Consider the following 24071-nt stretch of genomic DNA (forward strand, 5'->3'; position numbering starts at 1 on the left):
TTTCAGTTCCGCATTTTTTTTGCAAGTTATCGGCGGCAGTCTTATTTTTTTGTCTTTTAAATTCGGCAATTTGTATTTTCTGTTTTTGCGAGAGTAAAAAAAACTTCGCCTTTTCAGGCGAAGTTTTTTGTTTTCGTTTTTGTTTACGATTTACTTTGCGACGTTTGCGACGTTTTCGGCAGTCAAGCCGAAGTGCTTGTAAATTTCGCTTCCGTCTGCCGAGAAACCGAAATCGTCGGTACATACGAATTTCTTTGCGTACTTGCCCCAAGAAAGGCTTACGCCTGCTTCTACCGCCGTCCTGTTTTGGCAGGAGCTTGGCAATACGCTTTCCTTGTATTCCGCGCTCTGGCGTTCAAAGGCTTCCATGCAGGGCATTGAAACAACGCGCGTGCCGTAGCCGAGAGAATCCGCCGCTTTGAGCGCAAGCAGAAGCTCTGAGCCTGTCGCGATGATGATTCTTTCGAGAGGCTGGGTTTCCTTGCGTGCGATGTACGCACCCTTCAATACGCCTTCGCGGCGCGTTTGTACAGGAATTTCGTTAATCATCGGCAAGTCTTGGCGCGACAAGATGAGTGCGGTTGAACCGTTTTGGCGCGAGAATGCGTGGGCGTACGCACCTGCCGCTTCTTCGCTGTCGGCGGGTCTTACAACGTCAAGGCGCGGTATGCTGCGCAGAATGCTTACAAGTTCCACGGGCTGGTGTGTCGGGCCGTCCATGCCAACGCCGATTGAGTCGTGCGTAAATATGTACTGGACAGGCAGATTTGCGAGTGCCGCAACGCGGATTGAGCCCATCATGTAGCCTGCGAATGTAAGGAATGTCGCGCAAGACGGCGTGAAGAGCCCATAGTAGCAGATGCCGTTTGTGATTGCGCCCATTGCGTGTTCGCGGATGCCGTAGTAGATGTTTCTTCCTTGCGGGCATTCGGGCGAGAAGTCGCCGCCTTCCTTGATATAGTTCTTTGTGGAGCCGTAAAGGTCGGCAGAACCCGAAACAATGTTGGGCATTTTCTTTGCCAATGAATTTAAGATTGTTCCGCCCGAAACGCGGGACGCGCTCTTGTCGGTGTTCGGGAATTCTGGAATGAATGTCAAAAGCTTTTTGGGGTCTGCAAAGACTTCTTTCTTGTTTAAGCATTCTTCCAATTCCTGCGCCTTTTCAGGATTTGCAAGCTTCCATGACGCGAACGACTTTTCCCATGCCTTGCGTTTGCGCGCGCGCTTTTTGGCAAGCTTTGCAAAATAGTCGTATGTGGCTTGGCTTACATGGAATTTTTCGGAGGGAAGCCCCAAAGACGCTTTTGCGGCGTCCGCAAATTTTGCTCCGCCTTCGCCGTGCCCCTTGTTTGTGCCTTGGACTTCGGCAATGCCCTTTGCTATTACGGTCTTAAATATTACGAGCTTTGGCTTGCCGTTTTCGCGCTTGATTGCCTTTTTGAGGGTTGCTTTCACTGCGTCCAAGTTGTGTCCGTCAGCAGTGAAGACTTCAAAGCCGTACGCCTGGTAGCGTTTTGCGGTGTCTTCGCTTTGCGATTTGCTTGCGGCGGCGTCCAAAGTGACGTCGTTTGAGTCGTATATCAAAATGAGATTGTCGAGCTTGTAGTGCCCTGCGATTGCGCTTGCCTCTGAAGAAATGCCTTCCTGGAAGCAGCCGTCGCCCGCCAAGCAGAACACTTTGTGGTCGATGATTTTTTCTGATTCAGTGTTGAAGCGTCCCTGCGCCATTTTTTCGGAAATAGCCATGCCGACTGCGTTTGCGATGCCCTGTCCGAGCGGGCCGCTTGTCGCTTCAACTCCCGGAGTTTCTCCGAATTCGGGGTGCCCCGGCGTTTTTGAACCCATGAGGCGGAAGTTTGCCACGTCTTCAATCGAAAGGTCAAAACCCGACATGTGAAGCCATGAATATAGGAACATGCTTCCGTGCCCGCCGCTCAAAACAAATCTGTCGCGATTTAGCCAATTTGTCTTTTTCGGGTCTATGTTTAAAATTTCGCCGAACAGAACCGCGCCTATTTCCGCGCATCCCAAAGGCAGTCCCAAGTGCCCTGAATTTCTTGCAGTAATTGCGTCGATGGCAAGCCCTCTTGCTTCGTTTGCCGCATTTTGTAGAACTTCTTTATCTGTCATTTTCTTTGATTCCTTTTATATGAATGTAAAATAAACTGATTTATTACAAATATTTTGCTTTTGTTTTCAAGGTTAAAAAAAACATAAAACAGGTTTATAGTAAAGTTGCGCAGGGCATTTTTGTTTCCCGTGATGGTCTTGGAAGTCAAAAAGCGGTTTTTGTCAATAAGTGGCGCGTTTTTTGGGGAGGGTGGGGGAGCATTTTTTTCATTTCTGTGGAAAATTTTTTCGATTTTCATAAAAATAAAAAAAATTTTTGAGGGCTTTAATTTTTACAAAAATGAAGTTTTGGGCTTGTCAATAACTTTATAACAACTGTTGTTTGGATTTGCAACTAACTGAAAATCAAATACATTTTTATGAAGCTTTTTTTGAAAATACGGATTTAAAGCCTTTAACTGTTATGCGGCGATGCCAAACTGCCTAAAATCAAGGAGTACGGGAGCGGCGGCTCCAAAAAAATCTTGGCAAGCATTTTTTTGAAAAAATTTTTGACAAGGGCATTGTCAATAACTTGTTGAAAAGTTATTCTTGAAAAAATTTTTTAATTGTAAAATAGTCCTTGTCATTGAGGCGCGGAAAAACTTTAAACCGAACTTGTTTGATTTTACAAAAACGCTTCTTTTGATTTTTACAACTTGTTTAACCCTGAATTCGCCCGCTCTTGGCTTCCGCAGTTCCAAAAAGCGCATTTTTTGCATAAGGAATTGAAAATAATGATCTTGCAAAATAGCCTTTCTTTCGCGGATTTTGCCCGATAATTTGGGCGGCGGACGGATAAATCTCCAATTTTCATATGCCAGACAATTTAAAAAGCACAGTTGACGCAGCCATTTGGGATGTCGCGAAATCCACGATATCCTCTTCGATGGCGTCCGACACTTTTGAGTCCTGGTTCGCTCCCGTGGAATGCGTAGGCGTCGAGGACGGCGTTTTAAAGCTCAATGCGGGAACGGATTTTGCGGCCGACTGGGTGAGGGATAATTATGCGGACATCATTTCAAGGCATCTTTGCCTTGCGGCGGGAATGAACGTGAATTTCGAAATCGTTGCGTCTTCTCCGATGGCGGATTTTAGCGAAGAGCGCCGCGAAGTTTTGGGAACGCGCGTACGCGCCGTAAAAGAGCATGTGCCGCCGCCTTCAATCATTCCGCACAACACTTTTGAAAACTTTGTCGTGGGCGACGGAAACTCCCTTGCTCACGCGATGGCGCTCGCGGTTGCAAAGGCTCCCGGAAGCGCGTTCAACCCTCTTTGCATATACGCTCCCACGGGGCTGGGGAAGACGCACTTAATGCACGCCGTCGCGCATTTCATCTTCAAAAATTCACCTGAAAAGCGCATAGTTTACATATCTTCCGAACGCTTCTTTAACGAGTATATTGCCGCAATGAAAGAGGGCGATTATGTTTCGTTTAGAAGGCGCTACCGCGATATTGATGTCCTCATGATTGACGACATACAGTTCTTTTCGGGAAAAAAGCGTTTGCAGGAGGAATTTTTCCATACGTTTAACGAGCTTTTCAACTCCTGCAAGCAGATTATAATTTCAAGCGACCGCCCCGTTTCTGAAATTCAGGACATCGAGGCGCGTTTGGTTTCCCGCTTTGAATGGGGAATGTCGGTTGACATTCAGCCGCCCGACTACGAAACCCGCCTTGCAATTCTCGCAAAAAAGGCGTCGGCGCATCCCGTGAACATTCCGATGGAAGTCTTGGACTTGATTGCGCGCAGGGTCACGGGGAATGTCCGCAGAATGGAAGGCGCGCTTACGAGAGTAATCGGCTACGCTTCGGTCGTGTCGGCTTCAAATTGTTTGAGTGTGGAGCTTGCGCAAAAGCTTTTGGAGGACTTCTTTAAGCATGAGGAAGTTTCAGACCAGATTACCATAGCGCAAATTCAGGAAACCGTTGCCAAATTTTACAAGGTGGAAGTCGCAGACATTTTGGGTTCGAGGCGCACAATGGGCATTGCCTTGGCGCGCCAGGTTGCGATGTTTGCGTCGCGAAAGCTCACAAAGCACTCCCTTGAAGAAATAGGCAAGAGCTTCGGTGGCAGAACGCACGGAACGGTAGTTCACGCAATCTCTTCAATCTCGGATTCCATGGAAACCGACGAGGATATGGCGCGCTCCGTGAAATTTATTTTTAAGGAGCTTGGCTCCGATGTTGCACGTTGAATTTTGGCGGACTTTCGAGTCCGCTTTTTTTTGGTGGATTTTGGCATTTTCCTTATTTTATTGACCAAATGGCGTTTTTTATGCAAAATAAAATGTTATGAAAAATGTTAAATTTGCTTTCTTTGCAGTTTTATCTGCGCTTTTACTTTTCGGATGTTTGGGCGGCGGTGATTTTGAGAATTCCAAAACCGAAAAAAATTCTGGCGCGGAAGAGGCGGGTTTTGAAAATGCGATGAAAATCGGCGGCGATGAAATCGCGGTTGTGGACGGAATATCTTCGCTCGGCTCAAAAAAGGTGGAAATAAAAGAAGGCAAGGTAAACGGAAGCGACCTTGCAATGCGCGAACTCGGAACCCATTCGCTCGGGCTTATGTCGGAAGGCTCGGATTTCTCCAATTTGGCTATTGTGAGAGGTTTTGACGACAGCAAGTGCGTTGTTTTGCAAATAGGAGACACTTTAAATTGCGACGAGCTTGTCGTCGGCGAAAGGGGAAAGGAAACCGCCCTCACTCTCGTTGGCGACGGCATAAATATAAATATTGACGACGAATTTTCGCTGAGGGGAGAAAAGACCGCGCTTGAATTTGTGTCGGACGCGGTTGGAATTTCCACAATCAGGGCTAAATCGGTCGGAGCTTTCGAGGGGAGCCTCATAATAGACATAAGTATGCACCATTCATTCAAGGGGTTTGAGCGCAAGTACATATTAATTGCCGCAAAAAACGACTGGACAAAACAGCTTGGCGACTTGTCGGATTTGGACAAAAATCCCAAAATAAAAATACTTAAAAAGCACCGCGACGACGATGTGAAGCTCTATGTTTCAGCCGAAGGCGAACTTGTACTGACCTTCGTTATGGGCGGGGAGTAGTTTTTTGTCTGCATCGGATGCTTTTCGTTTGCCGCCCGCAATTCAAAAAAAGCGGATTTTAGATTTATTTTTGTTGAAATCGCCAATTTTTTAGGCATTTTATTTATGTTTTTATGAGCGGAAAAACACGAGTTAGATTTGCACCCAGCCCAACGGGCTTTTTTCATATCGGCAGCGCAAGGACTGCGCTCTTCAACTGGCTTTATGCGCGCCACACAGGCGGAACGTTTGTTCTTAGAATTGAAGATACCGACAAGGAGCGCAACAGCCAGGCGTTTTTGGACGTTATAATGGACAGCATGCGCTGGCTTGGTCTCGACTGGGACGAAGGCCCTGAAGTCGGTGGAAACTATGGTCCGTATTTCCAGAGCCGGCGCGACGACATTTATTTGCAGTATCTCGAAATTCTCCGCAAAAAGGGCAGGGCGTACGACAAGGACGGCGCGGTGTTTTTCAAAGTGTCGGGTGAAAAGCAGGTTTTGCACGATGCCGTTTACGGCGATGTTGAACGCTTGGAAGAAAAAGACTTCCCGATTTTCCGCTCGAACGGGACTCCCGTTTTCCATTTTGTGAATGTCGTTGACGACATTTGCATGGAAATCACCAACGTAATAAGGGGTCAAGACCACTTGACCAACACCAATAAGCACATAGAGCTTTTCAAGGCGTTTGACGCTCCGATGCCGCAATTTGCCCACATTCCGCTAATCTTGAAAAGCGAAGGCTCCGGCAAAATGAGCAAGCGCGACAGAGGGGCTTTAATCGAAGAATACCAGCAAAAGCTCTTTCTTCCCGAAGCCGTGCGCAATTATCTTTGCTTGCTTGGCTGGAATCCAAAAAACGGCAAGGAAATAATGCCGATAGACGAAATCATTTCGCTTTTCGATTTCAAGGGCATAGTCCATTCCAACGCCCGTTTTGACGAAAAGAAAATGGCGCACTTCAACATGGAGCATATCCGCGCCCTGCCAATCGAAAAGTTTTCCGAACTCGCCTGCAAGGCGATGGAAAATTCGGGGGTAAATCTCGCAGGTGGCAAGGATTACATCGAGCGCGTGTTTAAGCTTGCGCAGCCGAAAGCGGCGTCAATGGAAACTTTTGCAAGCCTTGTCTCGTACTTTTTCACGGAGGACTTTGCCTTTGACGAAGCCGCGAAAGAGCGCGTTTTCAAAAAGGGAAACGCGATTGAAAGAATGAGGGGTGCAGTTGAAATTCTTTCAACTGTTCCGAGTTTTGACGGCGATTCAATTCACGCGGCGTTTGAGAAAAAGGCAGAGGAGCTTGGCATTAAATTCACTGAATTTTTCCCGCCGCTTCGTTTTGCCATATCAGGCGTTGCAAGCGGACCCGACTTGATGCCCATGCTTGAAGTTTTGGGGCGCGAAAAGGTTGTGGCGAGACTTAAAAAATATCTTGAAAACGCGTAGTCATTCTGCGCGTTTTTTTGAAGCCGTTTAATTTAAAAATTTAAGGAGATACATATGAGCGATTCAATCAAACACGAGTGCGGCATTGCGATGGTGAGGCTTTTGAAGCCTTTGTCTTACTATCAAGAAAAATACGGCACGCCCCTTTACGGTTTTAACAAGCTTTTCCTTTTGATGGAAAAACAGCACAACCGCGGGCAGGACGGCGCGGGAATTGGCGCGGTCAAGCTGAACGTGCCTGCGGGCAAGCCGTTTATGGCGCGCGAAAGAAGCACAAAGAGCAACGCTTTATCGCAAATTTTCGGCGAACAGCTTGAAAAATACAACAAAATGGTAAAAGACGGCATTATTCATCCCGAATTCCCGTCAACTGCCAAAGACAATTTCGACTATTGCGCGGAACTTTTAATCGGGCATTTGCGCTACGGCACAAGCGGTACTAACCACGACAAGACGCTTTGTCATCCGTTCTTCCGCAAAAGTACATGGCCGTCGCGCAACCTTATGCTTGTGGGCAACTTCAACATCACAAACGCCGACGCCCTCAACAAAAAGCTCGTCGAACGCGGCACGCACCCGATTTTCAGCTCAGACACCCAGTCGATTATGGAAGAAATCTGCTACCATCTCGACATCGAGCATTCTGAAATCTACCGCAAGCTTCGCGACGAAGGGCTTGGAGGCGAAGATGTTTTGCGTGTGATGGCTGAGCGACTCAATCCTGTTGACATCGTGCGCAAGGCCGCGCTCGACTGGGACGGCGGCTACACAATCGCGGGGCTTTTGGGCAACGGAGATGCCTTTGTTTTGCGCGACCGAAACGGAATCCGCCCGTGCTTTTATCTTCAAAACGACGAGTTGATTGCGTTTGCTTCGGAACGCGTTGCGCTAATGACGATTTTTGACGAAACCGCCGAGGACATAAAAGAGCTTGCTCCTGGGCATGTGTTTGTCATTAAGGGAGACGGCTCAGTAAGGGACGAAGAATATGTTTCAGCAGGCGAAAAGAAATCATGCTCGTTTGAGCGCATATATTTTTCCCGCGGCAACGACCCTGAAATCTACAAGGAAAGAAAGGCACTCGGCGCGGCTCTCGTTCCGCAAATCATAAAGAGCGTAGGCAACGATTTTTCAAAGAGCGTTTTCAGCTACATTCCAAACACTGCCGAAATGGCGTATTACGGAATGATGCACGAATTGCGCGTCCAGAGGCGCAAGGACGTAAAAGACGAAATTTTGAAAATCGTAAATTCGGGAAAAACAATCACGGGCGAAGATTTGGACAAGCTCATTCTCGACAACTGGCCCCGCGGGGAAAAGGTTGTGCATAAAGACATCAAACTGCGCACCTTCATCTCGTCTGAAAAAGACAGAATGCAAATGGCGTCGCACGTTTACGACATAACATACGACGTAGTGCGCCCCGAAGACGCTCTGGTCTGCCTTGACGACTCCATTGTACGCGGCACTACTTTGCGCCAGCAGATTTTGAGGATACTCAGCCGCATAAATCCGCGCAAAATCGTGATAGTTTCCACAGCCCCGCAAATCCGCTATCCCGACTGCTACGGCATCGATATGAGCGAGCTTGGTAAATTCATAGCTTTCCAAGCTGCCGTTGAGCTTTGCAAGGAAAGCGGCAACAAGGAGCTTTTGCTTGAAGTTTACCAGCAGTGTTGCGCGCAGGCTGACAAAGATCCGAAAGATATGAAAAACTATGTGAAGCGCATTTACGACTGCTTTACGACAGAGCAAATTTCAAAGAAAATCGCAGAGCTCGTATATCCGCCGAACGTCTCCTGGAAAGGCGAGCTTGAAACGGTTTTCCTGTCAATCGAAGATTTGCACAAGGCGGTAAAAAGCTCTTCGGGCGACTGGTTCTTCTCAGGCGACTATCCCACACCGGGAGGCTACAAGGTTTTGAACCGCGCCTACATAAATTACTTCGAGCATAAAGAGGGGCGTTCATACTAAAACACGACGGGTTTTGAAAAAGCTTGCGATAGTTTTGCCGATATTTTCGTTCGCGCTTTTTTGCGCGTTGGCGTTTGTGTTGGGGGCTGTCGCGGGCTTTTTTTGCGTCTTGTCGCTTAAAGGCGGAGTTTGCGAAGTCCCTGCGCAGTCATCTCCCTCTTTTGTGGCAGATTTTTTAAGCGACAATAGCCGCAAAAGTGAAAAATTTTCCGCAAGCGGCTTCAAGGGGGAACTGTCGAAAATCTTGTATCGGGATTTTTGCGAAAAGGGAGTGTCTGTCGGGGAAATTTTGTTTGCCCCCGATTTTGAGTTAGACGGCGAAACTCTCAAAGTTTCAATCGCCGTAAATTCTCCGATTTCGATTTTCAGCTCCTGCCGCCGCCTGTCGTTTTATTTCAAAATTTCAGGCGGGTGGTTTGTCTTGTCTGACGCCCGCTTGGCGGGTGCGAAAATTCCCCTGCCGATTGCAAAAATAATCCTAAAAAACGCGGTGGGAAAATATTTGGAATGCCCCTTGCTAAGGGATGCCGCAAACAGGCTGTCAAGCTGCAAGGTTCATGCTGAAAACGGATTTTTGATTTTGGAAAAATGAAAATTTTGATTGCGGCAGTTTTGTTTTTTTCGCCCCTGCTTTCTTTTGCGGAGGGCGGAGAATTTTCTTTGGAAAAACGCCTTGACGAGGAAATTGCAAAGAGTGCCGCCAATAATTTTGATGGCAAGCTGCCGGAGGGCGATAAATTGTTTTATTCCGAAAGCTCGAAGTCGGCGTTTATCGTGTTTTCAAAAAATTTGGAGCTTCGCAATTTCGGCTTTGCGCTTGTGGGCAAGGCGGAGCGGGCGATAGAGGAGATGTTTGGCGGCGTTGAAAAATTCAAAACACCGATAGAAATTCATTTTTTGCCTGAAATCGAAGCGGATTTTGAGGGCGATTTTTTGGAGACTTCGAGGTTTAAATTTGACGTTGTATTGTCCGTAAAATGCTCAAAAAATCTGCCGCTTGACAAATTTTACGAGCGCATCGCAAACATATATTTGCGCGCTTGGGCGGCGGAATTTGGGAGTAAAAAAAGCCATCCCTATTGGATTGAGCTTGCGCTCAGGGCTATGATTGCGCGCCAAATCGCAGAATTTGCCCCGATTGAGCTTGCCCGCCATTTGAAAAATACTGGCGCGGATAAAATGTCGGACGTGTTCAATTATTCTCCAAAGGCAGGCGGAGACATTTTGAAAATGGAGGCGTCTTCTTATTTTTCCCTTTTGGCATTGCGTTCTCTTTGCGGCGGCAATTCAAAGGCTTGGTTTGAAATGCTGAAATATTTTGTTTTAAACGGCGTTCCGTCGGGGGAATATTTGATATCGCGCTTCGGCTCTGACTATAACGACAAGTTTTTAGCCGCAGTTTATGGCGAGATATATGCGCGTCTTTCGGGCGTAAAAGACTTTAAGTCTTCAGATTCCGACGCCGCGTATTTCTTTATGGTGCAAAAAATGCGAAAGGGCGAGCCTGTCGAAATCATTGCGGGAGATGATATTTTTGCGCGCAGGGACGAAATAAAAAGGGAAATTTCAAAGCGCATAACAGAAATCAAGGTAGAGCTTCCGTGGACAAATCCGATATATTTCAATGCGATGGTATCCATTGGCAGAATGTATGACAGCGCGTTGGAAGATGATGAAAATTCTTTCAAATCAAATATGTTGGACGCAATTTCAGAATTGAAGAAAGCAAGGAGTTTGTCTCAGCGGGCTTCCGAGCTTTTAAAGTGAGCGTTAAAAATCGACATTCCGCAGTCGCCGCAGTTAAAGCGTATTTTTAGCGAAGCCTCCCCGCTTTTAAGAATCAGCGGCTCCACAAGGCTTTTCGGGAATTTTCCTTCTTTTTTACACATTCCAAGTTCGCGCAAAATACAGTGTTTCGTGCGCATCAGCTCTTTTTCGGAAATGTCGGCAGCGTTGCATTCAAGCGCGGGTTCTTCTATTTTTACGCCGCATTTTTTGTAGAAATCCTCCGCTTTTTTGTTCGAGACGTTTGCTCTGTAATCGGCGTCGAAAAATTCTTTTTTTATCGCGGAAAATTTTGGGGGAATGCGTTTTACTTTGCGTTTTAATTCGTGCAGGCTTGCGATTTTTTCTTCGAGAGCTTTTAGCAAGGTCCGCCTGAATTCGTTTATTTCCGAGGCTTTTAAAAACGGCGCGCTTTTTGCAGAAAATTTCAAGCTTATGACTTCAAAATTCGTGCCTCCCGATTTTTGCAGGCTTGCGGAAATTCTTTCACTTGCGGCGTCGAAATTTTGCGCGGGTTCGGTTTCGCCTTTATTTATTTTTACTTCCGAATAAGAATTTGTCGGAGGGTGAGAAAATGAAATTTTATATTCCGACGGCGTTTCCGAAAACTCGGCGTTGATTCCGATTTTTCGCGAGCATTCTCCCGATATTTGCGCTTCAAATGCCACACTTTTGTTGCGCCAAATTTCAGCCCCCCTGCATGCGGGGCAGTTTGACGCGCATTTTATTTTTCCGTTTTTTGAAAAGTTTACGAGTGTCCCGAAAATTCGCCCGTCAGGGTTTTTTATTAAAATTCCGTCCCCGTTTTGAAGCTCTTTTGAATTTGTTTCAAATCCGCCTTTAATAGTATTTTCAACTTTGCCTATAAATTCGCCTTTCGATTTCGGGGTGTCGAAGCTTGCGCATTTTTCGGACGTGTCTTTCAGGAAATATTCGCAAAAGCCGCGGTTGAAAGTCTTTGAAGGATTGGGTTCAAACGGGAAACGGCTTCTGCCGAAGCTTGCGCGGCAAAGCCCGTTTTTTTCAATTTCCGCGTCCAAAATTCTGCGGTAGTATGCCGTTATGTTTTTTACATAATCCAAATCTTTAAGCCTGCCTTCTATCTTGAAGGAGCTTGCGCCCGCTTTAAGCATTTCTCCGACCGACTTTGAGCGGTTCATGTCTTTTAGCGACAGAAAGTGAGCGTCTTTTGAAACTATTTTGCCGTTAAAATCTTCAAGCAAGTAGGGCATTCTGCAAGGCTGGGCGCATTCGCCGCGGTTTCCGCTTCTGCCGCCGATTGCGTGGCTTAGGTAGCATTGCCCGCTGTATGAAACGCACAATGCGCCGTGGACAAAGCATTCGATTCTTGCTTTTACGCTTTTTGCGATGTTTTCAATTTCTTTTAGCGAAAGCTCGCGCGCCAACACCAAAGTGTCAAAGCCAGCGTCTTCGAGAAACTTTGCCTTTTCGGGAGTGCGGATATTGCACTGGGTGCTTGCATGGAGTTCTATCGGCGGAAGCTCTCCGTTCATAAGCCCCATGTCTTGAATTATAAGCGCGTCCGCGCCTGATTCATAAGCTTTGAAGGCGGTTTCGCGCGCCTTTTCGACTTCTCCGTCAAATAAAATCGTGTTTAGCGTTATGTAAACTCTCGCGCCGAAAAGATGGGCGAAATCCGCGGACTTTTTGATTGCGTCAAAAGAGTTTCCCGCAAGGCTTCTCGCCCCGAAGGAGCTTGCGCCCATGTAAACCGCGTCCGCGCCCGCCTTGATTGCGGCTATTGCGCATTCCGCATTTTTTGCGGGGCTTAAAAGCTCTATGATTCGGCGGTCTCTCATCAGGCGATTTCAAACATAATGTCGGACCATTCACCCATTATCGCGGTATCGGACGATTTTATTTTCGCGCCGCCCATTTCCAAAAACTTGCGCTTAACCTCGTCGTTTTCAGATGCCAGTATCCCGCTTAAAACCAAAATACCGCCGCTTTTTACCGCGCCGATTAACTCTTTTGAGTATATTTGCAAGATGTCGGCTTGTATGTTTGCAAGCAGAATGTCGCAGGTTTTGCCTTTTAGCCCGTCGTCTATTCCGGCTTCCGAAAATTCAACGCCGCCGTTTGGCACATTGTTTATCTTTGCGTTTTCTTCGCTTAAGCGCACCGCTTCGGGGTCTTTGTCAAAGCCGTAAACCTTGCCGACTCCCAAGAGCTTCGCGCTAAGGGCGAGTATGCCCGAGCCGCATCCCGCGTCGATTAGAAACACACTTTCGGGGTTTTCGGTTTTTTTCAGGAAATCAAGCATTCTGATTGCGCAGAGGCGGGTTGTCGGGTGGTCTCCCGTGCCGAAAGCGAGCCCTGCGTCGAAATAAAATGCCTTGCCGCCTTCGGGCAAAATGTATTTTTCCTTTTCCCAGACGGGCACCCAGTGGAGATTTTCATGCCGCCATGAGGTCAGATATTTTTTGTACTCGTTTTGCCAGTCGCAGTCGAAAATTTCTTCAACATCAAAATTTTCGGGAAGGGTTTTAAACTCTTTTCTGATTTGCTTGTAGGCGGGGGCGGCTTCTTCCAAATTGTCGAAGTACCCGACGAGTTTCGGAGGGGTTGCGTCGTTTGCTTTTTCTATGGACCATGAGGAAGTTTCCAGCTCGCAGAGGAAGTCTTCGAGACGGTCGGGCATATTGTAGTCGATATTTACGGAAATTTTAACCATGCTTAGATTGAAGTTTAAATTAGGATTGTCGTAAAGGGTTAAATGCCGAAAAATTCGCGTGCGTTTTTAGTCGAAATTTCTGCGATTTCTTCAATCGAAATTCCGAAAAGCTCCGCGGACTTTTGGGCGATGAACGGAATGTAGCTTGGCTCGTTTGGCTTTCCGCGCATCGGAACGGGCGCAAGATACGGGCAGTCTGTTTCAAACATAATTTTTGAAAGCCCCTGCGCAAGCATTGATTCGCGCATTTGCTCCGCGTTCTTATAGGTTATTATTCCCGTGAAAGAGGCTCTGCCGCCGCGCGAATTAAGCATTTCAAGCTGGCTTGCCGTGCCACTGAAACAGTGGAAAACAACCTTTCCCCAGTCAAATCCGCTTTCGTCTATGATTTTAATCGCCTCTTCGACCGCGCTTCTTGCGTGGACGCATACGGGAAGCCCCGCGTTTTTTGCGATTTCAAGCTGCGCCTTAAAAAGCCTTTCCTGGCGCGACTTCATTTTTTCAAACTCTTCCCGCGAACCTTCAAACTTGTAAAAATCAAGCCCGATTTCCCCAATCGATACGGGCGGCATATCGCTTTTTAGAAAGTCTTTTGCGCTTTCCAAAAACTCTTCGTCGCCGTCTTCGATTTCCGTGGGGTGTATGCCCATCTGCCAGAAAACACAGCCCTTGTGCTCTCTTGCGATTTTTGAAAAATTCTGCCAGTCGCATTTTCTTGCCGAGCATGTTATGATGCGGGTTACGTTTGCGTCTTTTGCGCGTTTTATCGCGCTTTCCAATTCTCCTGTTGTTTGGAAGGCGTCAAGATGCGCGTGGGTGTCGATAAATTCCATAAAATTTACTTTGTTAAAAAATAAATATTTGCAGATTATCTTTTTGTTGCGATAAAAATTTTTAGGAACTTGCAATTTTAATTGGCAAATGGTTTTATTTTGGAAATTAAAAAAGTAATTTTTATGGAAAACGTTATTATCATCGGAAGCGGCTGCGCGGGAATGAGCGCGGCAATTTACACTGCGCGCGGCGGGCTGAGCCCCCTTGTAATCGAAGGCTTGCAGCCCGGCGGGCAGATAACCACCACGAGCGAAGTGGAAAATTTCCCGGGCTTTCCCGACGGCATAGACGGCTTCGGGCTTGTTTGGAACATGCGCACCCAGGCTGAAAAATTCGGGGCAAAGATTTTGAACGCGGTTGTTGAAAGTGTCGATTTCTCATCCGAAACAAAAAAGATTTTTTGCTCCGGAAACCAAGTCTTCGAGGCTAAAAAAGTCATAATAGCAACGGGGGCGTCCGCGCGACTTACGGGGGCGAAAAACGAAAAAGAGCTTTTCGGCGGCAAGGGCGTTTCGACTTGCGCAACTTGCGACGGCGCGTTTTACCGCGGCAAGGACGTGGTTGTTGTCGGCGGCGGAGACTCTGCATGCGAAGAGGCGGTTTTTCTGACGCGCTTTGCAAATTCCGTGAAGCTGATACACCGCAGGGGAGAGTTGAGGGCGTCCAAAATAATGGCAGACCGCCTTCTAAAAAACGAAAAAATCGCGCCTGTTTGGGACAGCGTTGTAAAGGAAGTTTTGGTTGGCGATGACGGCAAGTGCGCGGGGATTTTGGTTGAAAACGTAAAAGATAATTCCGTTTCCAAAATAGACTGCCAAGGCGTTTTTGTCGCAATAGGGCACAAGCCGAATACGGACGTTTTCAAAGGCAAAATAGACATGGACGAGGAAGGCTATATCATTCCCGCGCAAAATTCGCTTGTCCGCACGAACGTTGAAAATGTGTTTGTCGCGGGGGATTGCTCCGACAAGCATTTCAGGCAGGCAATCACCGCTTCTGCGATGGGCGCAATGGCGGGCATTGAAGTTTCGCGATAGCGCATTTTCGTATTTTAACGCTGAAAAATCCGCATGCCTTGCGCGCTTTCATGGTGCGTATTTGCAGTGCGGATTTTTTATTATTTTTTTTGTTGACAAAGTTAGACGCATCTAACATTTTGTTTTTCGTTTTTAATTTATGAAGGTTGAAACTTGCAAATTGTCGGAGTCCAAAGAGGATTGTCTCGAAGCGGTTTTTGTTCTGTCGGAAAAAACGGGCAATGCCAGAATTTCCGACATCGCAAAAAAATTGAACATCCGCAAGGCGAGCGTTGCGCAGTCTATGAGGGTTTTGAGAAGCGAGGGCTATGTGTGTTTTGAAGACTACGCCCCGATAGCCTTGACACCCAAGGGCAGAAAGATTGCGGCGTCGGTTTTTGAAGCCCATAGAGCGATATCGAAATTTTTGTCTTTGCATCTCGGCGTGGAGCGCGAAGCCGCGGAGCTTACCGCCTGCAAAATGGAGCATGCGTTTACTCCCGATTTGAAGCGCAGGTTTGTTGCCTACATAAATTCCCTGCCGCTTCCGGATTTGGAAAATTCTTAAAAATTTTTTTAGACTGAAAATTAGACAAGCCTAACATTAAAATGAAAAATAAAATGAAATACATCGCGGCGGTTTCAGCCGCATCGACCATAACTTTTTCCGCTTTCGCTGCTGATGCAAACGCGGAAAATGAAAAGCCTCAGGGCTGGTGGGAACGCGAAAGCCTGGTTTTGGAAGAAGCCACGAACAGACTTCTTCCAGATTCGGGCTTTACCCCCATTTTGAATTGGATGGGCGAAACATGGAGCAACCTTTCGGGCGGCTTAAAGCACGGCACGACTTTCGACAGCCTCATAACTTTCGGGTTTGAGCAGGACATCGAAAAGCTTTCAGGCGTTAAAAACTCGGGCAGAATAGGGCTTACCGCCTACTATTACGCGCAGTCGGGCAATTTTGAAAACTATCTTTCGGGAATGAGTGTGGCGTCAAACATCTTTTCAAGCAATATGACAAGGGTGTTTGAAGTTTATTACGCTAACGAATTTGAAACCGGTGTCGGCAATTTCGCGTTCCGCATCGGGCAGCTTGCCGCCGACGAAGACTTTATGGGTTTGGATTATGCCGACGTATTCTTAAATTCAAGCTTCGGCGCAATTCCCGTAAACGCGGACTTGGGTTTGGCAAACGGCAGAATGGCTTTTTCGCAGTACAGCCTCGCGACTTTTGGCGCGACAGCCGAATATGCCTATGAAGACTTCTCGATAAAGCTTGGTCTTTACAACGGCGATGCGGGCGATGATGTTGCTTCCAACCACGGGTTTGACTACAAATTGCACGATGTCGCGTTCTGGTACGCTCTCTCTTACAACTACTCGATTGCGGGTTTGGGCGGAACGGTCGTTTTCGGCGGCAATTTGCACACGGGCGAATTTGAGGATTTGAGAAACGGCGGCACTGCCACCAATTTCTACTCTTTCTATTTGGCAATCCAGCAGGACTTGCTCTGCGACGACGAAGGCAACCCCGTTTTGGGCGCATTCTGCCGCTTGGCTTACTCTCCGTCTTCGGAAATCGCGACTTACTCGAAGTACATCGACGCTGGATTAAACTGGTTTGCCCCGTGTAAGAGCCGTCCCGACGATATTTTGGCTCTCGGCGTATCCGCCGTAAACACAACCAAAAACGCCCGCAATTATGCGGAAGCGGAAGGCGAACGCCTCGGCAAATACGAAACTTGTGTTGAGCTTACATACAGGTGTCAGGTCACAAAGTCTTTCTCGGTTCAGCCCGACTTGCAGATGTATTTCTATCCCGAAAGCCGCAGCGGAGACCGCCAGACATCGCTGGTATTTGGTGCGCGTGCCGAACTCAATTTTTGATTAGTGTTGTTAGAAAGGTGTCCGCAATGGCAGACTTGGCGTTGCGGACGCCTAAATTTCTTGAAAGGATTATTATTTATGCCACTTACGTTTTGCGACAGCGGAATAACCGTGGAAATTATGGCAATGAGAATGGAGGCTTCCGAAAAGCGGAGGCTTGAAAATCTCGGCTTTGTGATTGGCAGAAAGCTTACTCCCCTGATAGACAGGGGCGGCGTCATGCTTGTGGCTCTCGGTAGTTCGAGGGTTGCTTTGAACAAGTCGGTGGCTCAGAAAATTTTGGTTAAGTGATATGGAAAAATTATTATCTGAATTTAGCCCGAACGAATCGGGTCGGGTTGTTAAAATTTTGGGAGGAGGCCGTTTGCGCCGCAGAATTTTTGATATGGGCATAACGCCAGACACCGAAATTCTGATGCGCAAGTCCGCTCCATTGGGCGATCCCATAGAAGTTTCGCTGCGCGGATATGAATTGTCGCTACGCAAGGCGGAAGCGTCTTTAATTAAAATGAGGGTTGAAAAATGAAATTTGCAATCGCAGGAAATCCCAACTGTGGCAAGACCACTTTGTTTAACGCGCTGACAGGTGCATCCGCGCATGTCGGCAACTGGCCGGGCGTCACGGTGGATAAAAAGGAGGGCGTCTATAAAAAAGGCGGTTTCAGGGCGGAAATAATCGACCTTCCCGGCATTTATTCGCTTTCACCGTATTCTCCGGAAGAAGTAATCGCAAGCAATTACATCTTAAACGAAAATCCCGACCTTATCATAAATATTGTCGACGCCACGAATTTGGAGCGCAACATATATTTGACAACGCAGCTTTTGGAAAGCGATTGCCCGATTGTAGTCGCTCTCAACATGACTGACGTTGCGCACAGGGACGGGATAAAAATAGACGTCCGCCGCCTTGAAGAGGAGCTTGGCGTAAGCGTGGTTGAAATTTGCGCACTGAAAAAGAGCGGGATTGAAAAGCTCATGGATACGGCCGCAAAAGAGGCTAAAAAGCCCCGCTTGGGGAAATCGGTTTTGGAGGAATCTGAAATTTCATGCTGTTTTGAAAAGATATGCAGCTTTGCAAAAGATGCAAGGCACGCCAAATTCAGAGCCGTCAAAGCCCTGGAAGGGGACGCCAAAAATTCGGGGCTTTCGCAGGACGCACTTTTGGGCATTGAAAAAATAAAAAATGAAATATCCCTTCCGTCCGAATTTGATTCCGATTTTGAAGCGGCTGTCGCAAATTGGAGATATTCGTATATTTCAAAAAAAATATCCCCATGCATAAAGCGCAAGTCGGCTTCGGAAGCCTTGACCATTTCCGACAAAATAGACAGATTTTTGACGGGAAAAATATTGGGGCTTCCGATTTTCTTTGCACTGATGTTTTTTGTCTTCCACCTTACGTTTAGCGAAGACTTGTTCTTCCTCGCGTCTTTGGGAATTTTGGAAGAGCCTTTGATGAGCCCCGGGGTTTATCTGCTTGGACTTACCGAAATCTTCACGGAATGGCTTACGGGGATTGTTTCTTCGGGGCTTGACGTTGTCAAGGCCGCCGAATGGGTAAAGGGCATGATGTGCGACGGTCTTCTTGCGGGCGTCGGAGCCGTCTTGAGTTTTATGCCGCAGATTATGATGCTTTTCATGTTCCTTTATATTTTGGAAGACACGGGCTACATGGCGAGGGCGGCTTTCTTGATGGACAGGTTCTTGCGCAGGTTCGGGCTTTCGGGCAAGGCGTTTTTGCCTCTTTTGATGTGCTTCGGCTGCCTTGTTCCCGCAATAATGGGGTCGCGCACTCTTGAAAACGACAAGGAGCGCAAACTTATGATAATGCTTGCTCCCTTCTTTTCCTGCGGGGCCAAACTGCCGATTTGGAGCATGTTTGCAATGGCGATATTCCCTTCAAATGCCGACATTGCGATATTTTCAATATACATGATTGGCATCATTACCGCCATTATAGCCGCAATCATTCTCAAAAAGACGGTGTTTAAGGGGGACGCTTCCGTATTTATCATGGAGCTTCCGCCGTACCACCTTCCGCTCATAAAGAACATCGCTTTGAATGTATGGGAAAAGCTGAAAATCTATATTGCGAGGGCTGCCACAATTATCGCCGCGGCGACTGTCGTGATTTGGTTTTTGTCGTCTTTCTCTTTCGGGTTTAGCATGGTCGAAACCAATTCAAACGAAAGCATATTGGGCGTTTTGGGCTCGTTTTTGCAGCCCTTGTTCATACCGCTTGGATTTGCGAGCGGAGACATAGGCTGGAAAGCGGTTGTTGCAATCCTTACGGGATTGATTGCAAAGGAAATGGTTGTTTCCACAATGGGCGTCTTGTATAACCCGAACATCGAAGGCGACGCTCTGGAAGACGACGCTGCAAGCTCCGCTCTCGCCGCGACTATTGTCGCGACATTCTCTCCCGCCGCCGCGGTTGCGTTTATGGCGTTCAACCTTTTGAGCGTTCCGTGCATGGCGGCAGTTGCTACCGCAAACGCCGAGTTTAAAAGCGCGAAGTGGACATGGGCTACCATCGCATTTTGGATTGCGACGGCTTGGGTTGTGTCGTTTGTGATTTACCAAATTGGCTCGCTTTTGGGATATTAAGATGGATGCGTTCGTAAATGTGCTGGCATTTATATTTGCGGTGTCGCTGGTTGTTTTTTCGCTCTGGTTCAACATACGAAGGGTGAAAAAAAACGGCGGCTGCGGATGTTGCACGGGCAAATGCTCATGCAAGCATGATTGCAAATGTAAACATAAATAAACAGAAATAGAGAGGGGGCGGATATCCGCCCCCTTTTTTTTTAATTCTTGAATTTTGACCGCAGGGTTTTTAACGCCTGCGCGTGTATTTGGCAAATCCGCGCCTCGCTTACGTCAAACTCTTCGGCGATGTCGGCAAGCTTCTTTTCCTTGAAATAATAGCTTTCGATTATCTTGCGCTGTTTTTCGGGAAGGTTTAAGAGCTTTTGTTTCAGCATTATCGAAAGCTCCTGCTTTTCGATTTTTTGAATGGCGGTAAGCGCGTTTTCGTCGGGGATTACGTCGCTTAAATCGCGCGCTTCGCCGTCTTTTGTAGAGTCGTCGTTAAGTGATATGAAAGAGATGTTTTGTGTGCGGCGCATTACTTTCGTGTACTGCTTGCGCGAAAGTCCCATCGCATTTCTCAGTTCGTCGTCGGTTGCGTTCCTGCCGAGCTTGTCTTCCAAGTCTTCGCGGGCGTGGCTTATTCTCTTTGCGTCCTGCCTTGCCGAGCGCGGCATGTAGTCGAGCTTGCGAAGTTCATCCATAATTGCGCCCCTTATTCTCATCGAAGCGTACGCCACGAAGCTTTTGCTCTTTTGCGGATTAAGCTTTGTTGCCGCGTCCACAAGCCCGCTCACTCCCGCGGAGTGCAATTCGTCGATGTCGGCGTGGTTTGGCAGGCGGGTGCGGATTGAATTAAGGGCTTTGTCAACGAGAGGGTAATGTTCCGCGACAAGTTTTCTTTGCAAATTGTTTAAAGGGGCGTTTGGCTGTTTTTTTGTTTTCATGTTTTTGCGTTGGTTTGTTTTTTTATTACAGGTATGAAATATTTTTCTTTATGATGTATTAGAAAGCGTTTTTTTCATTTTGTTCCTAAAAAACATAAATATCTTGCCTTTGGACGGAACAAACTGTTTATTTTTTCCGCATATAGCCGTATTAAACGTATGTTTTGAAAATGTCCCAAGATTTCGACAGCAATTTAGATAGCGATACAATAAAAAGGCGCGAAAGAATGCGCTTTTTGAAGAAAATTTTGCGCCCCATGCCGCGCAAGTCAAACATGCACCGCTATCCGATTTTGAAGTACTTTGCCGAAACCGCGCGAAAGCGGACTTATCTTTGGGAGTTTCGCAGAAGGAATGTTCTTGCGGGTATTTGGGTAGGGTGGATTGTTGCGCTTATACCCATTTATTCCATGCAAATGCTGGTCGCTTTCTTAATAAGCATTCCGGCGAGGGCGAACTGTATTATCGCGATGGCTTTGCAGTGGGTTACCAACCCGATAACAATTCCGTTTATCTTGTACGGGCAGTATTCTCTCGGGGATTTTATTTTGCGGACGCTTGGCATATCGGAGCTAAAAGAGGACTTCGGGAAAATATTGTCAGAACAGGGTTTTTACGAGGTTTTGGACAGGCTTGCGAACGCAGAGGTCGTCATTCACGTACTTGCCGCGACTTTGGGCGGAGGTTTTATAATAGCCTTGCTTTGCGCGTTGATAAATACATGGATTTATCTTTTGCTTGCCAAGCCGCCCGCAAATTCTGTAAAAAAATAATCGGTTTTATCTCTTTCGGAATTTTTTTAATGGTACGTTTTTTGCGCAATTTTTTGTTTTTTTGCATGGCGGTTGCATTGTGCGCCGTTTGCGTTTTTGCCGCGGACAGGGAGAGCTCTTACTCTTCTCAAAAATATGAAACCCGCCCAAAGGTTTTGCTTGGCATTGATGTTTTGGAGCGTCTCGGCTTTGAGCCTTTGTTCGGCAAAAGAATAGGGCTTTTGACCAATCCCGCGGGGGTAAATTCGATGGGGATTTCAACCGTTGACGTTTTAAGGCGGGCTCGCGGCGTGAATTTGGTCGCGCTTTTCGGACCCGAACACGGGATATACGGCAACGAAAAGGCGGAGGTTCCCGTGCTTGATAAAATCGACGCCCGCACGGGGTTGCCCGTATATTCGTTATACGGAAAGTACCGCAAGCCAACTGCTCAGATGTTAAGCAAAATCGACGCGCTTGTCATAGACTTGCAGGATGTCGGCGCGCGTTCTTACACTTATGCAAGCTGTATGCTTCTTGCAATGGAGGCTTGCTTCGAGGCGGGTAAGGAAGTGATTGTTTTGGATAGACCCAATCCTCTTGGGGGCTTGAAAGTTGATGGCCCTATGCTCGACATGGAATTTAAAAGCTATGTCGGCATGTTTCCCGCGCCTTATGTTCACGGGCTTACGATGGGGGAAATCGCGTCGATGGCAAAGGGGACGCAGGGCTGGCTTGGCGTATCTGAAAAAATACGCAAGCGCGGCAATTTGCGGATTATAAAAATGTCGGGCTGGAGAAGAAGCATGCTTTGGGCTGACACGGGTCTTAGGTGGGTTCCGACAAGCCCCGCAATCCCGACTTCCGCCGCGGCGTTCGGCTATTCCATTACAGGGCTTGGCGCACAGCTTGGCGAGTTCAGGCACGGCTACGGCTCAAATTATCCGTTCAGATTTTTGACTTTCAAGGGAAAGAGCGCGCGCGAAGTTTGTTCGAGGCTTAAAGCGTACGGCATTCGCGGATTGGATTTTAAAGTGGTTAAAAACAATTTGGGGCAAGAGGGGGTTTATGTGCTTATTACTGATTTTAATTCCCTTCGCCCGACGGAGCTTAGCTTTTACATGATGAAGCTTGCCTGCGAGCTTTCGCGCGGCAATCCTTTTTATTCCGCAAAGAACAGCGCGCAGTTATTGTACAACAAGCATGTCGGCTCAAAAGAGTGGTGGAATGAAATTTACACAAAAGGCGCGAGGGCGAATGTCGGCAGATTTGTTGAAAAGTGGGCGGCGGACGCAAAAAAATTTCAGGAAAAAAGCTCTAAATTTTGGTTGTACAAATAGCCTGTTTTGTGCAATACTTTAAACACAATTTTTTTTAATAAACAAACAGGAGTTCTTTTTATGGCTAAAATATATTTGGGTTTGGACGCAAGCACTCAGTCGATGTCGGCTCTTGCGGTTGATGCAGTTAGCGGCGAAGTGGTTTATTCCAAAAACGTGAATTTCGGCGCGGATTTGCCTTGGTACAATTCCCCGTCAGGATATTTGAAAAACGAAGATCCTTCCGTTGTCCATGCGGACCCCATGATGTGGCTTGACTCTTTGGACATGCTGTTTGAAAGGATGAAAGCTGACGGTTTTGACTTTGCGTCGGTTGCGGCGGTTTCGGGTTCGGGGCAGCAGCACGGCAGCGTGTATTTAAACTCCTCTTTCTTTAAAGCCGTTGAAAATTTGGATTCGTCCAAAACACTGGCGGAGCAGTTGAAACCCTCTTTAAGCAGGGCGACTTCCCCCATTTGGATGGACACTTCCACAACTCTTGAATGCAGGGAGATGGCGGAAGCTCTCGGCGGTAACGCGGAGCTTTCGCGCATAACGGGAAGCGGAGCAATCGAGCGTTTCACCGGCTCTCAAATCCGCAAATTCGCAAAGCAGGAGCCTGAAAATTACGCCGACACAGCCCGCATACATTTGGTAAGCTCCTATTTATGCTCCGTTTTGGCGGGCAGGGATTGCGCCATTGATTTCGGCGACGGCGCGGGCATGAATATGTTAAATCTATCCACTTTGAAGTGGGACGGCAAAATCGTCTCTTTCTTGGCGGACAATCTCGCGGAAAAGTTGCCCGAAGTGAAGGCGAGCGCAAACATCGGCGGCAAAATTTCAAAATACTTTGTCGAAAAATACGGGTTTAACGCAGAGGCAGACATAGTTTTGTTTACGGGCGACAATCCGTCAAGTCTCGTCGGAGTCGGCGCAATGGCCGACGCAACTGCCGCAATAAGCCTCGGCACGAGCGACACTTTCTTTGCCTCCATGAAAGACTTGGCGACCGACCCCGACATGTGCGGGCACGTCTTCGGCAATCCCGCAGGCGGATTTATGAGCCTTATTTGTTTTAGAAACGGATCCCTTGCCCGCGAGCATTTGAAGGCGGATTTGGGTGTTGACTGGACTTTCTTTGACAAGACTTCATTTGAAAGCACAAAAGTCGGCTGTGGCGAAAATATGTTCATTCCCTTCTATGGCGATGAAATCGCCCCGCGCGTAAATTCCGATTCTCCGCGTTTGAAGGGAACTGCTGATTTTGAAAGCTTGAAAGACAAGGCTTCGGCAGTTCGCGCGCTGGTTGAAGGGCAGTTTATGAATATGAAACTGCGCTCCGATTGGATGAGCTCAAAGCCGTCCCGCATACGCCTTACGGGTGGTGCGAGCAAAAGCGACGGAATGGCGAGGGTTGCCGCAGACGTGTTTAATGCCACAATCGAGCGTATGAAAGTCGGCAATTCCGCTGCATTGGGCGCGGCGTTGCGCGCGGCAAATGCAAGCGGAGGTTTCTCTTGGAGCGACTTGGCGGAAAAATTCTGCAAGTCCGACGCATCGAAAACGGTTGAGCCGATTGCTGAAAATGTCGCAGTTTATGCCGAAAAAATCGGCAAATTCGCAAAGTTTATAGAAGCCGAATACAAAAGGGCGTAGTTTT

At 47.5% G+C, this 24071-nt stretch carries 20 protein-coding genes; 15 read left to right on the forward strand and 5 right to left on the reverse strand.

All coding sequences use genetic code 11. From position 1 onward, the window contains the following. Positions 1-150: 150 nt before the first annotated feature. A complete protein-coding gene (tkt, locus tag MOX91_RS01360; protein WP_370396281.1) occupies positions 151-2130 on the reverse strand; it encodes a transketolase in 1980 nt (659 codons plus the stop codon). A gap of 796 nt (positions 2131-2926) precedes the next feature. Between tkt and dnaA the strand changes: the two genes are divergently transcribed. From dnaA to MOX91_RS01390, 6 genes are all read left to right on the forward strand, one after another. Next, positions 2927-4309: a chromosomal replication initiator protein DnaA gene (gene dnaA / locus MOX91_RS01365; protein WP_370396282.1), complete on the forward strand. Its 1383-nt coding sequence runs from the start codon at positions 2927-2929 to the stop codon at positions 4307-4309. A 97-nt stretch (positions 4310-4406) separates the two neighbouring features. Beyond that, complete coding sequence (locus MOX91_RS01370; RefSeq protein ID WP_370396283.1) at positions 4407-5180, forward strand: hypothetical protein; 774 nt, start codon at positions 4407-4409, stop codon at positions 5178-5180. Between the two features lie 113 nt (positions 5181-5293). Beyond that, the gene (locus MOX91_RS01375) at positions 5294-6607 is read left to right on the forward strand and encodes a glutamate--tRNA ligase (RefSeq protein ID WP_370396284.1); all 1314 of its coding nucleotides are present in this window, start codon (positions 5294-5296) and stop codon (positions 6605-6607) included. A 54-nt stretch (positions 6608-6661) separates the two neighbouring features. Continuing rightward, complete coding sequence (locus MOX91_RS01380; protein WP_370396285.1) at positions 6662-8581, forward strand: amidophosphoribosyltransferase; 1920 nt, start codon at positions 6662-6664, stop codon at positions 8579-8581. Between the two features lie 13 nt (positions 8582-8594). Continuing rightward, a complete protein-coding gene (locus MOX91_RS01385; protein WP_370396286.1) occupies positions 8595-9173 on the forward strand; it encodes a hypothetical protein in 579 nt (192 codons plus the stop codon). Next, entirely contained in the window at positions 9170-10348 is a 1179-nt protein-coding gene (locus MOX91_RS01390; RefSeq protein WP_370396287.1) for a hypothetical protein, read from the forward strand. The genes MOX91_RS01385 and MOX91_RS01390 overlap by 4 nt, the downstream gene beginning before the upstream one ends. Here the strand turns inward: MOX91_RS01390 and MOX91_RS01395 are convergent. From MOX91_RS01395 to MOX91_RS01405, 3 genes are read right to left on the reverse strand one after another with little or no spacing between them, the layout of a single operon-like run. Further along, the gene (locus MOX91_RS01395) at positions 10321-12186 is read right to left on the reverse strand and encodes a peptidase U32 family protein (RefSeq protein WP_370396288.1); all 1866 of its coding nucleotides are present in this window, start codon (positions 12184-12186) and stop codon (positions 10321-10323) included. The genes MOX91_RS01390 and MOX91_RS01395 overlap by 28 nt on opposite strands. Then, complete coding sequence (locus MOX91_RS01400) at positions 12186-13061, reverse strand: 50S ribosomal protein L11 methyltransferase (protein ID WP_370396289.1); 876 nt, start codon at positions 13059-13061, stop codon at positions 12186-12188. The genes MOX91_RS01395 and MOX91_RS01400 overlap by 1 nt, the downstream gene beginning before the upstream one ends. A gap of 38 nt (positions 13062-13099) precedes the next feature. Then, on the reverse strand, positions 13100-13894 hold the full coding sequence (locus MOX91_RS01405) for a TatD family hydrolase (protein WP_370396290.1): 795 nt from the start codon (positions 13892-13894) through the stop codon (positions 13100-13102). Positions 13895-14017: 123 nt separating this feature from the next. On the opposite strand from MOX91_RS01405, the gene trxB reads away from it, so the two are divergent. The 6 genes from trxB to feoB all read left to right on the forward strand — a co-directional run bounded on the left by trxB (position 14018) and on the right by feoB (position 19408). Beyond that, positions 14018-14932 carry a thioredoxin-disulfide reductase gene (trxB, locus tag MOX91_RS01410; RefSeq protein WP_370396291.1) on the forward strand — a complete coding sequence of 305 codons (915 nt, stop codon included), beginning with the start codon at positions 14018-14020 and terminating at the stop codon, positions 14930-14932. Between the two features lie 139 nt (positions 14933-15071). Further along, positions 15072-15479: a metal-dependent transcriptional regulator gene (locus tag MOX91_RS01415; RefSeq protein ID WP_370396292.1), complete on the forward strand. Its 408-nt coding sequence runs from the start codon at positions 15072-15074 to the stop codon at positions 15477-15479. A gap of 41 nt (positions 15480-15520) precedes the next feature. Next, positions 15521-16798 (forward strand): carbohydrate porin, encoded by a 1278-nt coding sequence (locus MOX91_RS01420; RefSeq protein WP_370396293.1) that lies wholly within the window; start codon positions 15521-15523, stop codon positions 16796-16798. A gap of 78 nt (positions 16799-16876) precedes the next feature. After that, positions 16877-17089: a FeoA family protein gene (locus tag MOX91_RS01425; protein WP_370396294.1), complete on the forward strand. Its 213-nt coding sequence runs from the start codon at positions 16877-16879 to the stop codon at positions 17087-17089. A gap of 1 nt (position 17090) precedes the next feature. Continuing rightward, on the forward strand, positions 17091-17324 hold the full coding sequence (locus tag MOX91_RS01430; RefSeq protein ID WP_370396295.1) for a FeoA family protein: 234 nt from the start codon (positions 17091-17093) through the stop codon (positions 17322-17324). After that, positions 17321-19408 carry a ferrous iron transport protein B gene (gene feoB, locus MOX91_RS01435; protein WP_370396296.1) on the forward strand — a complete coding sequence of 696 codons (2088 nt, stop codon included), beginning with the start codon at positions 17321-17323 and terminating at the stop codon, positions 19406-19408. The genes MOX91_RS01430 and feoB overlap by 4 nt, the downstream gene beginning before the upstream one ends. A gap of 200 nt (positions 19409-19608) precedes the next feature. Here feoB and MOX91_RS01440 read toward each other — a convergent pair whose 3' ends face one another. Further along, positions 19609-20337 (reverse strand): sigma-70 family RNA polymerase sigma factor, encoded by a 729-nt coding sequence (locus MOX91_RS01440; RefSeq protein ID WP_370396297.1) that lies wholly within the window; start codon positions 20335-20337, stop codon positions 19609-19611. A 170-nt stretch (positions 20338-20507) separates the two neighbouring features. Here MOX91_RS01440 and MOX91_RS01445 point away from each other — a divergent pair, with 170 nt between their 5' ends. From MOX91_RS01445 to MOX91_RS01455, 3 genes are all read left to right on the forward strand, one after another. After that, the gene (locus tag MOX91_RS01445; protein ID WP_370396298.1) at positions 20508-21110 is read left to right on the forward strand and encodes a DUF2062 domain-containing protein; all 603 of its coding nucleotides are present in this window, start codon (positions 20508-20510) and stop codon (positions 21108-21110) included. A gap of 65 nt (positions 21111-21175) precedes the next feature. After that, positions 21176-22429, forward strand: a complete 1254-nt coding sequence (locus tag MOX91_RS01450) for a DUF1343 domain-containing protein (RefSeq protein WP_370396299.1) — start codon at positions 21176-21178, stop codon at positions 22427-22429. 60 nt (positions 22430-22489) lie between these two features. Further along, on the forward strand, positions 22490-24067 hold the full coding sequence (locus MOX91_RS01455) for a xylulokinase (protein WP_370396300.1): 1578 nt from the start codon (positions 22490-22492) through the stop codon (positions 24065-24067). Positions 24068-24071: the final 4 nt, after the last annotated feature.

Origin of the sequence: Intestinicryptomonas porci (genome assembly GCF_033971905.1) — a bacterium.
GTDB classification, from domain to species: Bacteria; Verrucomicrobiota; Verrucomicrobiia; order Opitutales; family Intestinicryptomonadaceae; genus Intestinicryptomonas; species Intestinicryptomonas porci.

What these genes read in the sequence shown, in the direction of transcription:
- MOX91_RS01420 (WP_370396293.1), top strand. Translation starts at nt 15,521, where the DNA reads ATGAAAAATAAAATGAAATACATCGCGGCGGTTTCAGCCGCATCGACC.
- MOX91_RS01445 (WP_370396298.1), top strand. Translation starts at nt 20,508, where the DNA reads ATGTCCCAAGATTTCGACAGCAATTTAGATAGCGATACAATAAAAAGG.
- MOX91_RS01380 (WP_370396285.1), top strand. Translation starts at nt 6,662, where the DNA reads ATGAGCGATTCAATCAAACACGAGTGCGGCATTGCGATGGTGAGGCTT.
- feoB (WP_370396296.1), top strand. Translation starts at nt 17,321, where the DNA reads ATGAAATTTGCAATCGCAGGAAATCCCAACTGTGGCAAGACCACTTTG.
- MOX91_RS01425 (WP_370396294.1), top strand. Translation starts at nt 16,877, where the DNA reads ATGCCACTTACGTTTTGCGACAGCGGAATAACCGTGGAAATTATGGCA.
- MOX91_RS01440 (WP_370396297.1), bottom strand. Translation starts at nt 20,337, where the DNA reads ATGAAAACAAAAAAACAGCCAAACGCCCCTTTAAACAATTTGCAAAGA.
- MOX91_RS01375 (WP_370396284.1), top strand. Translation starts at nt 5,294, where the DNA reads ATGAGCGGAAAAACACGAGTTAGATTTGCACCCAGCCCAACGGGCTTT.
- MOX91_RS01400 (WP_370396289.1), bottom strand. Translation starts at nt 13,061, where the DNA reads ATGGTTAAAATTTCCGTAAATATCGACTACAATATGCCCGACCGTCTC.
- tkt (WP_370396281.1), bottom strand. Translation starts at nt 2,130, where the DNA reads ATGACAGATAAAGAAGTTCTACAAAATGCGGCAAACGAAGCAAGAGGG.
- MOX91_RS01455 (WP_370396300.1), top strand. Translation starts at nt 22,490, where the DNA reads ATGGCTAAAATATATTTGGGTTTGGACGCAAGCACTCAGTCGATGTCG.
- MOX91_RS01395 (WP_370396288.1), bottom strand. Translation starts at nt 12,186, where the DNA reads ATGAGAGACCGCCGAATCATAGAGCTTTTAAGCCCCGCAAAAAATGCG.
- MOX91_RS01390 (WP_370396287.1), top strand. Translation starts at nt 9,170, where the DNA reads ATGAAAATTTTGATTGCGGCAGTTTTGTTTTTTTCGCCCCTGCTTTCT.
- MOX91_RS01430 (WP_370396295.1), top strand. Translation starts at nt 17,091, where the DNA reads ATGGAAAAATTATTATCTGAATTTAGCCCGAACGAATCGGGTCGGGTT.
- trxB (WP_370396291.1), top strand. Translation starts at nt 14,018, where the DNA reads ATGGAAAACGTTATTATCATCGGAAGCGGCTGCGCGGGAATGAGCGCG.
- MOX91_RS01450 (WP_370396299.1), top strand. Translation starts at nt 21,176, where the DNA reads ATGGCGGTTGCATTGTGCGCCGTTTGCGTTTTTGCCGCGGACAGGGAG.
- MOX91_RS01370 (WP_370396283.1), top strand. Translation starts at nt 4,407, where the DNA reads ATGAAAAATGTTAAATTTGCTTTCTTTGCAGTTTTATCTGCGCTTTTA.
- MOX91_RS01415 (WP_370396292.1), top strand. Translation starts at nt 15,072, where the DNA reads ATGAAGGTTGAAACTTGCAAATTGTCGGAGTCCAAAGAGGATTGTCTC.
- MOX91_RS01405 (WP_370396290.1), bottom strand. Translation starts at nt 13,894, where the DNA reads ATGGAATTTATCGACACCCACGCGCATCTTGACGCCTTCCAAACAACA.
- dnaA (WP_370396282.1), top strand. Translation starts at nt 2,927, where the DNA reads ATGCCAGACAATTTAAAAAGCACAGTTGACGCAGCCATTTGGGATGTC.